We start from the raw sequence: 14,685 nt of genomic DNA, 5'->3' as shown, positions 1-14,685 counted from the left end.
TAACTCTAATCTTGTTTTTATTTGGCTGTATAATTTTCCCATAATTTAAAAATTCTAAGCAAATGATTCATTGTGCTGCACAAGCGGCACGAAGAGGGTATTTATGAAGGGCAATGCGTCAACGCATGAGCGCCTCGCAGACCGTTTGGCAAATATTTTAACCAAACTTAATATAGGGCATCAGTTAAGTGTACAGGAGCTGGCACGAGAATTTCAGGTCAGCACCCGTACCATTGAGCGTGATTTTGTTCGTCTGAATGCGTATTTACCGCTCATACAGGATCAAAATACCAAACGCTATTATCTTGAGCCTTCATATTTAGGGCGTTTCAAGTTGCAGGATATCCAGAATTTTGCACAGTTGTCCGGAATCAGTGAGCTGTATCCGGCACTGGATATGTCTTTTATTCGTGAATTGCTGGATGAGCGGGCAAATCAGGTATTTTCGGCAAAAGGCTATTATTTTGAAGATGCCAAACAGTTTGCCGAGCATTTCAAGCTGCTTGCAGGGGCGATCTATAAACGGCAGCAGGTTGAGCTGCAATATTCCGATCAAGCACGAATCATCCAGCCATACCGGTTGATTCATCATCATGGCATCTGGTATCTGGCTGGTGTCACTGAAGCTGAACTCAAAACTTATCGTTTAAGTCAGTTGCAGGAAGTCAAACTGGTTTTTGAAAATGAAAGCTTTGAGCATGATCTTGAAGTTCTGAAAATGCTGGCAGATGAAGACAGCATCTGGTTTGGTCAGCAAAAACAGCAGGTTTTGATGAAGGTGCAACCTGAAGTCACGGTATTTTTTAAAGAGCGCCGTTTATTTCCGGAACAGCAGATCGAACAGGAATCAGAGTCTGGAGAACTATTAATCAGTTGTCAGATTCGTCATGAAATGCAGTTGCTGCCACTGGTACGTTACTGGCTACCGCATGTAAAGATCATTGAGCCGATTCATTTTCAGGAAAAACTGGAACAGGATCTGGAAGGTTATTTACGCTCTGCTGGATAATATTTTGAAAGCAGAGCAGGTTGGCGAATGCTTATAGAATTCTATTGAGAATTAGATTTAGCAAATTACAGGCATAAAAAAACCAGCTTTCGCTGGGTTCTTTATTTGCACCATCTTCAGTAGTAGAAGAATGGTGCCCGAGGCCAGACTCGAACTGGCACGCTTTGTGGGCGGGGGATTTTAAATCCCCTGTGTCTACCGATTTCACCACTCGGGCTTTAACAAGATTGGAGGCGGAGGTCGGAATCGAACCGGCGTCCACGGAGTTGCAGTCCGCTGCATGACCACTCTGCCACCCCGCCGCGTCTTGTTGATGCGTATATTATCAAGCTCTGAAAAAAAAACAATAGGATATTCATTTGTATGCGCATAAAAACAGCATATGGCGGAAAATATTCAGAATTATCATGTAGAATGTGCAAAATTGATTCATATCAACACTTGGGAGAAGTGCCGTGGCATTAGTTCTAGACGGTCGTGCATTGGCGAAGCAAATTGAAGCTGACTTGTTAACTCGCGTAGAAGCGCTGAAAGCAAAGTCAGGTCGTACTCCAATTCTTGCGACTATTTTGGTGGGTGACGATGGCGCATCTGCAACTTATGTACGTATGAAAGGCAATGCTTGCCGCCGTGTTGGTATGGATTCATTAAAAGTTGAGCTTCCAAAAGAAACGACTACTGAAGAATTGCTGGCTGAAATTGAAAAATTGAATGCAAATCCGGATGTTCACGGTATTCTGTTACAACATCCGGTTCCTGCACAAATTGATGAACGTGCTTGTTTCGATGCAATCTCGCTTGAAAAAGATGTAGATGGTGTGACTTGCCTGGGTTATGGTCGTATGGCGATGGGTGAAGCAGCTTACGGTTCTGCTACTCCTGCAGGTATCATGACCATCCTGAAAGAAAACAATATTGAAATCGCAGGTAAACATGCGGTAGTGGTTGGTCGTTCTGCGATTCTAGGTAAACCAATGGCAGCAATGTTGCTTGAAGCGAATGCTACAGTGACTATTTGCCATTCACGTACTCAAAACCTTCCAGAATTTGTAAAACAAGCTGACATTATCGTGGGTGCGGTGGGTAAAGCTGAACTGATCCAGAAAGACTGGATTAAACCAGGTGCAGTGGTTGTTGATGCTGGCTTCCACCCACGTGATGGCGGTGGTGTGGGTGATATTCAATTAGTCGGTATCGAAGAAATCGCTTCTGCTTATACCCCAGTTCCGGGTGGTGTAGGTCCTATGACAATCACTACGCTGATTCGTCAAACTGTAGAAGCTGCTGAGAAGGCTTTGGGTTAATTGAAATTTTAATTAGTTACGGCGGAGTTGTATCGTTGTGACTATAGATGTAAGAAGCTCATTCGTTACTTTTGTTTCGGCAAAAGTAACCAAAACCATTTGTCATTCGCAGAACTCGTCATATTTCTTTTGCGTGGTTGATGTGTCGCAAAAACAGGACGAATTAGATTTCAGTCTGCCTCGAACAGCTGCGAATGACGTGGTCATGTATCCGATTAATGTATAAATTCCAATAAAGATATTTTCGCATCAAGGCTTTCTATCATGAGCTGTACTTTCCAATTTCCTAAAGCCCCTGAGCATTTACTTCAAGCCTTACACCAAGTTATTCCTAATTGTGAACTGATGGCACAGCAGCTACCAGAAACACCGATTTCACTCTGGCTGATTCCACCAGTCTTTCCGACAGACAAACTAGATGATGAAGTGATTCGTCGTATCTGGAATGATACGCCGTACTGGATCTTCTGCTGGGCATCAGGATTGGCCATGGCACAGTGGTTGCTGGCTGAACCGCATCATGTCAAAGACAAAGTGGTACTAGATTTTGGTGCAGGATCAGGTGTTGTTGCTATTGCAGCGAAAATGGCAGGAGCCAAACGTGTGATCTGTTGTGATATCGATCAGGTCAGTCTGGATGCCTGTCGTGCCAATGCTGAGTTAAATGATGTTGAGCTGGAATATCTGGATGATCTCTATAAAGCAGAACAGGTGGATATACTGCTAGCGGCAGATGTGCTCTATGATCAGTGTAACCGTTTCTTCCTGGATGAATTCCTGAAATTTGCACCAGAAGTCTGGGTCGCAGATAGTCGGGTGAAAAATTTTAGTCATCCGCAATATCTCAAACTGGATGAACGTAGTGCGACTACCTGGCCAGATCTGGATGAATCACCAGAATTCCGTAATGTCAGCTTCTATCGAACTAAATAACATCCAAGAATTGAAAAAGAAAAAAAGGGCATCAAGCCCTTTTTTATGCTCTGTTTTATGAGCAGGTATAGCGAATCACACGTACAGTGGTAGGGCGAGCTTCTAATGCCTCTCGGGCACCCGGATTTTCACTGTTATATAAATCAGGTGTATTACTCAAACTGATTTGGGTGCGGCTATCCCCGAGTTGACGGCCATACTGAACCTGTTCAGGAGTTGGGTTAACTATTTCCTGACTATTAATAATCTGGATATTATAACTTTTAGAGGTTCCAAGAACTTGTCTGCAAGCAGCCTGTAACCTGTTTTCATCCTGACTTGGTCGTCCTGCTAATGTATAGCTTAAGGTTGCGGAATTTTCTGAACGTTCCAGAATTTCATAACCGGTCTGACCGTTAAATTGTTGAGGTGCCGTCTGACATGCTGTCAGGCCTAAAGTGCCGATAGTTAAACCGAGTAAAAAAACTGTTTTTTTCATCATGATGATTTCCCGTATTTTTATCAGACAAGTATGCCATAGCAATGAAATAGCGGAATGGCAGTAAACATAAAATTCCAATAAAAAAGCTTTCCGAATGTTTCCATCCGGAAAGCTCCTAAAGCAATACAGTTACTTAGTCATCAGTAATCATGCTGTGCTTTTTAGTGTCTTTCATAAAGACATAAGTCAGCAGTGACAGGCCAATCATAAAAGTAATGTAATAGAAGAAGTAGTTTTCATGGCCGGCATTTTTAAAACTTAAAGCTACCAGTTCTGCTGTACCGCCAAACAGGGTGTTAGCAATTGCATAAGGTAAAGCTACACCTAGGGCACGAATGTGTGCAGGGAATAGCTCAGCTTTTACCACTGCATTAATCGCTGTATAACCAGTTACAATTACCATACCGCTCATACACAGCATGAATGCAGTTGTTGGGTTGGTAGTTGAGCCTAAGCCATTAAAGATAGGAATGGTAAATAGTACACCAAGCACACCAAAAGCAATCATGATTGGCTTGCGGCCAATTTTGTCAGAAAGTGCACCCACAACTGGTTGCAATAACATGAATACAAAGATCGCAAGAGTCGTGATTTCAGTCGCTGTGGTTTTTTCAAATCCTGAAGTGTTCACCAGATATTTCTGCAAATAAGTAGTGAAAGTATTGAAAGCTAAAGTACCACCTGCAGTTAGCATGATCACGGTAAATGCCTGTTTAGGGTATTTGGTGAATAATGCTAAGGCACCGGATTTAGGACCACCTTTTTTCGCCTGTTCAACAGCCTGTTTTGAAGATTGTGTTTCTACCAGACCGCGACGGATCCAGAACACTACAATTGCCAGGAATGCACCGATCAGGAAGGGAATACGCCAGCCCCATTCAGTGAGTTGTACTTCTGTCAAAGTGCGTTGTAGGAAAATCAAGACACAGAGTGCCAATAGTTGACCTGAAATCAGGGTCACATACTGGAAGCTTGAGTAGAAACCACGGTGATTTTTACCTGCCATTTCGGTCAAGTAAGTGGCACTTGAACCGTATTCACCCCCCACACTCAGACCTTGCAATAAGCGAGCAAATAACAGCAGCGCAGGGGCCAGCATACCCACTGAATCATAGGTGGGTGCACAGGCAATAATGAGGGAACCTACACACATTAGAGAAACGGATAGGGTCAAACCTGCTTTACGACCTTTGCGGTCAGCGTAAATTCCCATAATCCATGCGCCAATCGGACGCATCAAGAAACCAAGTGCGAATACAGCAGCAGCCTGAAGAAGTTTGACGGTATTGTCGCCATCAGGGAAGAACTGTGAAGCGAAATATAAGGTAAAGGCTGCATAAACATACCAGTCGTACCATTCGACCAGGTTACCTGCAGAACCACCGAGAATAGATTTAACCCGTGTTTTACGATCAAGCTGCGGTGTAGCAGCTTCAGGAAGTGGCTGATTCACAACATTGCTCCAAAGGAATGCTGTAAAACACATCTTTTTTAAATTTTCATTGCTATAAAATCTAAAAAGTTATGTTTTAGTGAGAGAGAAAGTGAGGAGATTTCATATACTTATACGCCTCCAAGTTTTCTCTTTTTATAGGACTTTAGTCTTAATAAATAATGTAGTTTTCAAATATTTTTATAAAACATAAATTTACCATTTGTTTAGAGTAATTGCTTGATTTTTATATTGGATTAACTGGTTAAATGCTGTTCTTTAAGGAGATTAATGAACAGTAAATGTGGTTTTTATTTAGATGTAAAACAGATTAAACGATTGGCTTTAACCTTATCTTAAGGTAATAAAAAAGGCCGCTTACGCGACCTTTTTAAAATTAAATCAGCAATTAAGCAGATTTAACCGCTTCAAGAAGTTCAGCTTGGCGTTTTTTCAACGCTTCTGGCAGACGATCACCCAATTTGTTGAACAATTCAGTGTGGCTTTCAAGTTCTTTGATCCATTGATCTTTGTCTTGAGAAGTTACAAGGTCAAATTGTTCTTTAGTGAAATCAGAACCAGTCCAGTTTAGCTGTTCGTAAGTAGGTACACGGCCGATTGGAGTTTCAACAGCATCAGCACGACCTTCACAACGATCGATGATCCACTCAAGAACACGCATGTTTTGACCGAAACCAGGCCATACGAAGTTACCTTCAGCATCACGACGGAACCAGTTCACGTTGTAGATACCAGGAAGTTTGTTACCAGCAGCAGCAGCTTTTTCGCCAACTTTCTCACCCATTTCTAACCAGTGAGTGAAGTAGTCAGCCATGTTGTAGCCAGCAAATGGAAGCATCGCAAATGGGTCGCGACGAACGATACCTTGTTGACCAACAGCAGCAGCAGTCGTTTCAGAACCCATGGTTGCAGCTTTATAAACACCATCAACCCAGTCAAATGCTTCTGAAATTAGAGGCACTGTGTCTGCACGGCGACCACCGAAGATGAACGCTGAAATTGGAACACCCGCTGGATTTTCCCAATCAGCATCGATAGAAGGGCATTGACCAGCAGAAACTGTGAAACGAGCATTCGGATGAGCCGCTTTTTCTTCGCCAGTATGTGGTTGGCCTTTCCAGTTAGTCAGATTCGCAGGTGCTTCTTTAGTCAGACCTTCCCACCAAACTTCACCGTTGTCAGTTACAGCAACGTTTGTATAGATCACGTCTTTATGAAGCGTTGCCATACAGTTCGGATTCGTTTTGGTATTTGTACCAGGAGCTACACCGAAGAAACCAGCTTCAGGGTTAATTGCATATAAGCGACCATCTTCACCTGGTTTGATCCAGGCAATATCGTCACCTACAGTTTCAATTTTCCAACCTTCATAACCTGCTGGTGGAATCAGCATCGCGAAGTTTGTTTTACCACAAGCAGATGGGAATGCAGCTGCGATGTAGTGTTTTTCGCCTTTAGGGCTAGTCACGCCAAGGATTAACATGTGTTCAGCTAACCAGCCTTGTTGACGACCCATATAAGATGCAATACGTAAAGCCAGGCATTTTTTACCTAACAATGCGTTACCGCCGTAACCAGAACCAAATGACCAGATTTCACGAGTTTCTGGGTAGTGCACGATGTATTTTTCTTTGTTGCAAGGCCAAGCAACATCTTTTTGACCTTCTTCAAGTGGTGCACCCACAGTGTGTACGCAAGGGACAAATTCGCCATCTGTACCTAGAACGTCATAAACAGCTTTACCCATACGAGCCATTTTAGACATGCTGACTGCCACATAAGGAGAGTCAGTTAATTCGATACCGATGTGCGCAATGTGTGAACCCAAAGGACCCATAGAGAATGGAACCACATACAGGGTACGACCTTTCATTGAACCGTCAAACAGACCATTCAATTTTTCGCGCATAACTGCTGGATCTTCCCAGTTATTGGTCGCGCCAGCGTCTTCTTTATTTGCAGAACAGATAAAAGTACGGTCTTCAACACGAGCAACGTCAGAAGGATCAGAATTTGCAAGATAAGAACCAGGATGTTTCTCTTGGTTAAGCGCTTGCATTGTGCCGTTAGCGATCATCAAGTCGATATAACGTTGATATTCTTCTGCGCTACCGTCACACCATTCAATTTTTGCTGGTTTTGTTAATTTAGCAATTTCTTCCACCCATGCAATAAGCTTAGGGTGACGAACGAATTCTGGTGCGTTCACTTGGGTCATGGTGAGGCCTATCTCAAATGTGTACAAAATTTTGTACAAAGTACAATCTGGTCAATAAAATACTGGCCAGATGAAATATGAAAAAAAGTGGCTGTATTAAAGCATAAAATCATCAAAAAAATAAGACTAAAGAAGTGCTGGATTTTATTTGGAATATTATGCTATTTTCTGTTTAAATTTATATAAAACAATAAGATATAAATAAATTCAAAATCTTAAATATATATTTATTAACTTTATGTGCGGTATTTATTTTAATTATTTTTATTTAAATCAAGTACTTAATTAAAATTGTTCAGTTATATTTGTTATTGATTAAATAAATGGTCGCCATTCGAATTTTACATAAAGCAACTATTAATTGTTTATGAATTGGACAAAATGCCAATAGGTGTGCATCAATCTGTGTAAAAAATGTCTAATCAATCTAAACCCTTATCCATTATTTATAATCATAATTCTGGTTTCCGTCTATTCGACCAACAAGAAAAATATGAGCAATTACTAGATATTTTTGCAGCGCATGATTTTGAGACTAAAGCCTTTGAAATCAACGATCCAGAACAGTTCAAAAAAGTCATTGCTGAAGTGCTGCAACGGCATCAACAATCGCCAGATCATGGTGTGATCGTGGCGGCTGGAGGAGATGGAACGCTCAATTCAGTCGCCAAACACCTGCTTGAAACTGATATTCCAGTAGGAATATTGCCTCTAGGTACTTTTAACTATGCGGCAAGATTGCTGGATATTCCTTTAGATTTGGTTGAAGCCGCACAAGTCATTGCAACGGGTCAAACCAAACGTATCCATGTGGCACGCATCAATCAGGAAATCTACCTGAACAATGCTAGTCTGGGCTTATATCCCTTATTTATTAAAAAACGTGAAGACTATAATCGCATATTTGGCCGTTTCCCTTTACATGCCTATACCTCAGCACTCGATGTTTTGATTCGTGACCGTAAAGAATTAAAACTGGAAATTTGGGTAGGTCAGAAGAAATATCCGGTCAAAACTCCACTGATTTTCTTTGGTAATAATCCACTTCAATTGGCTGATATGAAAATGCGGATTGCCCAAGCAGCTGAGCAAGGGAAGGTGGCTGGGGTTGTAGTTTCCAAAAGTGACAAGCTGACGTTATTCAAGCTGGTATATCAGTTAATCCGGGGCAAGATTGATCAAGCCTCCAATGTTTATAGTTTTGCTGCAGATCAGGTGCGAATTGAGTCTAAACGTAAGAAATTAATGGTAGCTATAGATGGAGAAACGGTAGAAATGACACCACCTTTAAATATTTCAGTTTTAAAAAATAGTTTAAGTGTAATGGTGCCTCATGATTCTGCATCTCTCTGATCTACATTTTGGTACAGAAAGGCCTGAATGTTTGGAAGCCATCCAACAATTTTGTCGGGATCATGCATTGGAAGCGGTGGTAGTCAGCGGCGATCTCACCCAGCGAGCACGTTTGGGGCAGTTCTTTGCCTGTAAACGGTTTCTGGATCAGTTGAATACGCCTTATCTGGTGATACCAGGGAATCATGACATTCCGCTTTATCATTTATGGAATCGGCTATTTACTCCATTTACCCGTTATCAATTATTTTTCGGTGAACTCGAGCCTGTTTTAGAAACTGAACATTTTTATCTGATCGGGGTAAATTCGATTAGACGTCGATATCATACCAAAGGCCATTTATCCCTTGAGCAGATTCAAAGGATTGACCTAAAACTACAGCAGGCACCTGCTTCCAAAATTAAGATTATTGTCAGTCATCAACCTTTTTATGTGCCATTTCAGAATAGGCGGGGGTTTAAGGATATTCCCCTGATGGCCAAAATTGCATTGGAGTCTTGGTCGCAACATGGTCTGTTTGCTGTATTGCATGGGCATTTGCATCGTATCGCAGTCTATGATTTGAACCGTATATTCGAATTGGGAGGAGATCATCCAGTTTATGATGTACATGCTGGGACTTCTGCGTCGCATCGACTCCATAAGAATCAGCCGAATAGCTTTAATGCAATTGATGAAACAGGAAAAATTACGCAATATTGTTTTGATGAACAGTTAAAAACCTTTGTTCAACAGCCTGATCCCGTAAATAAATAGACAAAAAATACGCAATCCACCAAAAAATTAAAAAAAAACCAATTTTTTTTCATTTTTGCCCTTGAAGCGTTTTATTCCATCTCCATAAAAAGGACATCAAAAAATTTTGATGATGACCAATGGAATAAATAAGTCGTCATCGGTGATCTAAAAAAGACTTAGTCTGATGGAGTTATTTATGAGCAACATTCGTCCATTACATGACCGCGTTGTTATTCGTCGTGTTGAAGAAGAAACAAAAACAGCTGGGGGCATCTTACTTCCAGGTTCTGCTGCTGAAAAACCTGCACAAGGTGAAATCATTGCAGTTGGTAATGGTCAAATCACTGACAATGGCGTACGCGCGTTAGACGTAAAAGTTGGCGACAAAGTATTGTTCGGTACTTATGCAGGTACAACTGTAAAAGTAAACGGCGAAGAACTTTTAATCATGAAAGAGTCTGACATTCTGGCAGTATTAGAAGCTTAATCTGCGCCAGATCGTTTTACTCATTCCAATTCAGATTTTGTAAAGATATAACAATATTCGGAGTCAAATATGTCAGCTAAAGACGTAAAATTTGGTGATTCAGCTCGTTCAAAAATGATCGCTGGTGTGAACATCCTTGCAGATGCGGTGAAAGTGACTTTAGGTCCTAAAGGCCGTAACGTTGTAATCGACCGTTCTTTCGGTGCACCGCACATTACTAAAGATGGTGTATCTGTTGCGAAAGAAATTACCCTGAAAGACAAATTCGAAAACATGGGTGCGCAACTGGTTCGTGAAGTTTCTTCAAAAACCAATGATATCGCAGGTGACGGTACAACAACTGCAACTGTATTGGCTCAAGCAATCCTGAACGAAGGGATCAAGTCAGTAACTGCGGGTATGAACCCAATGGATCTGAAACGCGGTATCGACCTTGCAGTGAAAACTGTTGTTGAAAATATTAAACAAACTGCAAAACCAGCTTCTGATTCTAAAGCGATTGAGCAAGTCGGTTCGATTTCTGCAAACTCTGACACCACTGTTGGTTCTCTGATTGCACAAGCAATGGAGAAAGTGGGCAAAGAAGGCGTAATCACTGTTGAAGAAGGTTCAGGCTTCGAAGATTCGCTTGATGTTGTAGAAGGTATGCAGTTTGACCGTGGTTATATCTCTCCATACTTCGCAAACAAACAAGATACGTTGACTGCTGAACTTGAAAACCCATACATCTTGTTGGTTGACAAGAAAATCAGCAACATCCGTGAATTGATCACTGTTCTAGAAGCTGTTGCGAAAACTGGTAAGCCTCTTCTTATCATTGCTGAAGATGTTGAAGGCGAAGCGTTGGCTACACTTGTAGTAAACAACATGCGCGGCATTATCAAAGTATGTGCTGTTAAAGCACCTGGTTTTGGTGACCGTCGTAAAGCAATGCTTCAAGATATCGCGATCCTGACTGGTGGTACTGTAATTTCTGAAGAAATCGGTATGCAGTTAGATCAAACTTCACTAGAACACTTAGGTACTGCCCACAAAGTAACTGTATCTAAAGAAAATACAGTGATTGTTGATGGTGCTGGTGATGCAAATCAGATTTCTGAACGTGTACAACAAATCCGTGCACAAATCGAAGAATCTACTTCTGAATATGACAAAGAAAAACTTCAAGAACGCGTTGCTAAACTAGCAGGCGGTGTAGCAGTGATTAAAATCGGTGCTGCAACTGAAGTTGAAATGAAAGAGAAGAAAGACCGTGTGGATGATGCGCTTCACGCAACTCGTGCTGCGGTTGAAGAAGGTGTTGTTGCGGGTGGTGGTGTTGCACTGGTACGTGCTGCATCTGCACTTGATGGTCTGACTGGTGCTAACGATGACCAAAACGTAGGTATCAACATTCTTCGTCGTGCGATTGAAGCGCCACTTCGTCAAATCGTAGCCAATGCTGGTGATGAGCCATCTGTTGTGATCAATGCTGTGAAAAACGGTGAAGGTAACTTCGGTTATAACGCGGCAACTGGTGAATACGGCGACATGCTGGAAATGGGTATTCTTGACCCTGCAAAAGTAACCCGTTCTGCACTTGAGCATGCTGCATCTGTAGCGGGCTTAATGCTCACAACTGAGTGCATGATCACTGAAATCTCGGAAGAAAAACCAGCAATGCCTGACATGGGCGGCATGGGTGGTATGGGCGGCATGATGTAATACATCGTTCGATCATATGATGTAAAAAATCCCCGCTTTTGTGGGGATTTTTTTAATTTTAAATAAAATAAAAGTGAGATTTTCGTGAAAAATATAGTAAAATTTGAGACTTAAGTTGACTTATAGTCATAAATGATTGATGAAGTATTCAATTTTTTTTAAATAAATGAAAAATGTTTACTTTTGTAATGTTTTTAGGCTTGGTTTGTGTAAAGTTTTGATTTATTATTTGATCAAAATATAATTGATATATATGGCAATATGAGCAATACAGTTATAAATGAGGGTGAGAATTCAGATGATCAATCTGAACTGGTACTGGTTAGTAAGGATGAATTAAAATCTTTATACCGAAAATTAAGAGAGTATGAAGATCGTTTAAAGAAAAGTGAATATGAACATAGAAAGCTATTAGCTTACTTCACTCAAAAGATTACAATTGATTAAATTCATCAATCAACTTTTTAATAATATCTTTCTGGGTATTTTTTAAAGAGCGAAACTTTAAATAATAATCCAAATCTTCAGTATCGTGTTCTGAAACTTGAGGGGCAGGATTAAAATCATGGTCTCCAAATCTTAACCATTGGTTGGAAACATTAAGCCAAATTGCGAGTATTGCCAATTTATCTTGGCTAGGAATTGCCTTTCCTAACAACCAGTTATTTGCTGACTGTACTGAAATAGCTGGACCGTCATAACGATAATTAAATTCTTTTGATAAATAAGTAGGACTTATAGGATGTCTTGCATTTGTTAAAGCACTTTTCAGCCGTTCAGCAAATAGATTTTTTTCTTTTTGGCTGCTCATAAATTCCTTCTATCTATTCCTATACTTTTAAGCCTAGCCTTAAAAAGTATTTTAAATACTACAATGTTTCAGAGCCTAATTTTAAGAAAACTTCGAAAATATTTCAATTGTAACAACTTTATTTAAGATAACTTGTTGTAATTATTTGTAATGAATTTTCTTTATTTCTTAAATCAAATTTATTTAGCTCAGCTTAATTCAAATATTAGTAAATAATTCTAACAACATAAACTTTTAGTTGATGATTATAATCCAATTATATATGCAATAAAAACATAAAGTTATACATATAAATTAATATTAAACATAATAGATAAATTAATATTTAAAAAATAAATCAAATTTTGATTGATAAATTTGTTATGTTTTGTATATTATTGCCTCAGGACCGCGGTGGCGGTGGGGTATGAATGGCGTAATTCCCTTTTAACCACGCATTCGTAACAGTTTTGCTGGTTTACATGATCCTAGGGTAGGCCAGTCTTTTTATAAAAATTGAAGGAAATTTATATGAAATTTCAAAAAACCTTATTGGCAGCTGCATTAGCAGCAGTAAGTTTTGGTGCGCTAGCAGCAGTGAACCAAGCAGATGTAGTAAAATACGCAAATGCTGAAGGTGATGTTCTTGTTAAAGTAGAAGATGCTAATGACAGCAATGGGGTTGTTCAAAATGGTTGGTATAAGCTTGAAGGTGATAAGCTAACAGCATTTACAGGTGAAACAAAAGATTACACAATCGTAGTGTCTGCTGGTCAAGTCCAAATTACAGAATCAACTCCATCTACAACAGGTGGTACTACAACAGGTGGTTTAAGCTTTGATGGTAATGTAGACCAAAATAATTATTGGTCTTTTGGTGGATCAACCACCACCACAACAACAACAACAGCCGGAACTTATACTCTTGAAGGTCAGTTAGTAAATACTGACTGGCATGGTAATAATGGTCTAGTTGATGAGAAAATCACTTTTACAGGTGAAACATCACCAGCAACTACTGCAACTGATGTAGTTTCAGTTAAAAAAGATGTTCAAATTGGTAACATTACTGAAGAAGATCGTGATACAGCTGGTAAAGCTAAATACGATTTCACTTTAGCTGGAAAAAATGTTCAAGGTACTCTTGCAACAATTAAAACTGAAGCTGATGCCAATACTGCTGTAGCTGGTGTTACAGGCAATGGTTTAGCTGTCTTGGATGTGGCGAAAGGTGGAGTGGTTGATCTTGAGAAAGGTACAGTAACTACAACTTCAGTTACAGGCACTACTACAACTGCACCAACAGCAGTACTAAATGCTTACGATGATAAAGATGGTAATCGTGTAGTTGAATTTAATGGTAAATATTTCAAAGCAACTGATAATACTTTGACTGCTTACACTGGCGATACTAGTGATGCTAACTTAACTAAAGTAGGTAAAGGTACAGCTGATGAAACAACTGGTGGCGATCGTACTACTACAGTAAATACTGGTTTAGTATCAAATCTAAACGTTACCTATGGTGAGTCTGTTTCTAAAGCCCCAAATGCTGGTGAAATCAAAATTTCTAGTACAGACCCATTAGTTGCAAATGATACAAGTGGTAATAAATATACAGTAACTTCTAATGCTCCAGTATCTACATCAACTAAGGATGTAAAAACTGGCATTATTGCAGTAGATGAAGCAGGTAATAAAACTTACGGTTTACAAGCTACAAATACTACAGATGGTAAAGTTACAGCGCAAACTACAGTAACTGCAGCTGGTATTGAAACCACTGGTGACATCGCTTTTGTTGACGCTGCTACTGGTTCAAAAACTTCTGTGAAAGGCTACTTAGAAGAAACTTCTAAAGCTGTTGATGCTAAAGTTGATGCTGCTCTAGTGGAAGTTGATTCTCGTTTAACTCAATTCAATTCTACAGCAGCTCGTTTGAACAGCCGTATTGATGACGTAGAGCAAACTGCTTACCGTGGTGTTGCAATTGCTTTAGCTGCTCAACAACAAATTCCTAACATCGGTGCTGGTCAATTCGCAGTATTCGGTGGTGTAGGTCACTATGAAGGTGAAACTGCCGGTGCTTTAGGTGTTGCAAGCGTATTCGCTGATGGCCGTACTTCTCTAAGTGCTGCTCTTGGTTTCGCTGGCGGTAACGAAGTTGGTGGCCGTGTAGGTGTTTCATATGTGTTTGGCGGTAAATAATTTACC

At 40.3% G+C, this 14,685-nt stretch carries 12 protein-coding genes and 2 tRNA genes; 8 read left to right on the top strand and 6 right to left on the bottom strand.

Features of this window, described 5'->3' with window-relative positions; all coding sequences use genetic code 11:
* Positions 1-103: 103 nt before the first annotated feature.
* Positions 104-1,009 carry a YafY family protein gene (locus tag FTV25_RS04460; RefSeq protein ID WP_180002285.1) on the top strand — a complete coding sequence of 302 codons (906 nt, stop codon included), beginning with the start codon at positions 104-106 and terminating at the stop codon, positions 1,007-1,009.
* Between the two features lie 131 nt (positions 1,010-1,140).
* Here the strand turns inward: FTV25_RS04460 and FTV25_RS04455 are convergent.
* Positions 1,141-1,226 (bottom strand) — tRNA-Leu (locus tag FTV25_RS04455).
* A gap of 11 nt (positions 1,227-1,237) precedes the next feature.
* Positions 1,238-1,311, bottom strand: a tRNA-Cys gene (locus tag FTV25_RS04450).
* Between the two features lie 153 nt (positions 1,312-1,464).
* On the opposite strand from FTV25_RS04450, the gene folD reads away from it, so the two are divergent.
* A complete protein-coding gene (gene folD / locus FTV25_RS04445) occupies positions 1,465-2,313 on the top strand; it encodes a bifunctional methylenetetrahydrofolate dehydrogenase/methenyltetrahydrofolate cyclohydrolase FolD (protein ID WP_034704935.1) in 849 nt (282 codons plus the stop codon).
* A 264-nt stretch (positions 2,314-2,577) separates the two neighbouring features.
* On the top strand, positions 2,578-3,246 hold the full coding sequence (locus FTV25_RS04440) for a methyltransferase (protein ID WP_180002286.1): 669 nt from the start codon (positions 2,578-2,580) through the stop codon (positions 3,244-3,246).
* Between the two features lie 55 nt (positions 3,247-3,301).
* On the opposite strand, the gene FTV25_RS04435 is transcribed toward FTV25_RS04440, so the two are convergent.
* From FTV25_RS04435 to FTV25_RS04425, 3 genes are all read right to left on the bottom strand, one after another.
* The gene (locus FTV25_RS04435) at positions 3,302-3,724 is read right to left on the bottom strand and encodes a hypothetical protein (protein WP_034590028.1); all 423 of its coding nucleotides are present in this window, start codon (positions 3,722-3,724) and stop codon (positions 3,302-3,304) included.
* A gap of 136 nt (positions 3,725-3,860) precedes the next feature.
* The gene (locus FTV25_RS04430; protein WP_218947794.1) at positions 3,861-5,213 is read right to left on the bottom strand and encodes an MFS transporter; all 1,353 of its coding nucleotides are present in this window, start codon (positions 5,211-5,213) and stop codon (positions 3,861-3,863) included.
* A gap of 355 nt (positions 5,214-5,568) precedes the next feature.
* Positions 5,569-7,398: a phosphoenolpyruvate carboxykinase (GTP) gene (locus tag FTV25_RS04425; protein WP_034706283.1), complete on the bottom strand. Its 1,830-nt coding sequence runs from the start codon at positions 7,396-7,398 to the stop codon at positions 5,569-5,571.
* Between the two features lie 414 nt (positions 7,399-7,812).
* Here FTV25_RS04425 and FTV25_RS04420 point away from each other — a divergent pair, with 414 nt between their 5' ends.
* The 4 genes from FTV25_RS04420 (at position 7,813) to groL (ending at position 11,681) form a co-directional block, all read left to right on the top strand.
* Positions 7,813-8,751: a diacylglycerol kinase family protein gene (locus tag FTV25_RS04420; RefSeq protein ID WP_180002288.1), complete on the top strand. Its 939-nt coding sequence runs from the start codon at positions 7,813-7,815 to the stop codon at positions 8,749-8,751.
* Complete coding sequence (locus FTV25_RS04415) at positions 8,732-9,508, top strand: metallophosphoesterase (RefSeq protein WP_180002289.1); 777 nt, start codon at positions 8,732-8,734, stop codon at positions 9,506-9,508. The genes FTV25_RS04420 and FTV25_RS04415 overlap by 20 nt, the downstream gene beginning before the upstream one ends.
* 178 nt (positions 9,509-9,686) lie before the next feature.
* On the top strand, positions 9,687-9,977 hold the full coding sequence (gene groES, locus FTV25_RS04410) for a co-chaperone GroES (protein WP_004646315.1): 291 nt from the start codon (positions 9,687-9,689) through the stop codon (positions 9,975-9,977).
* A gap of 69 nt (positions 9,978-10,046) precedes the next feature.
* Positions 10,047-11,681, top strand: coding sequence for a chaperonin GroEL (groL, locus tag FTV25_RS04405; protein ID WP_180002290.1), 1,635 nt, complete (start codon positions 10,047-10,049; stop codon positions 11,679-11,681).
* Between the two features lie 433 nt (positions 11,682-12,114).
* Here the strand turns inward: groL and FTV25_RS04400 are convergent, their stop codons facing one another.
* A complete protein-coding gene (locus FTV25_RS04400) occupies positions 12,115-12,492 on the bottom strand; it encodes a hypothetical protein (RefSeq protein WP_179992096.1) in 378 nt (125 codons plus the stop codon).
* A 510-nt stretch (positions 12,493-13,002) separates the two neighbouring features.
* Here FTV25_RS04400 and FTV25_RS04395 point away from each other — a divergent pair.
* The gene (locus tag FTV25_RS04395) at positions 13,003-14,679 is read left to right on the top strand and encodes a YadA-like family protein (RefSeq protein WP_180002291.1); all 1,677 of its coding nucleotides are present in this window, start codon (positions 13,003-13,005) and stop codon (positions 14,677-14,679) included.
* The last annotated feature ends 6 nt before the right edge of the window (positions 14,680-14,685 follow it).

The organism is Acinetobacter sp. YH12249, from assembly GCF_013417475.1.
Classification (GTDB): domain Bacteria; phylum Pseudomonadota; class Gammaproteobacteria; order Pseudomonadales; family Moraxellaceae; genus Acinetobacter.
Note: the sequence above shows the minus strand (reverse complement) of the source record. Positions and strands in the feature narration are given on the sequence as shown.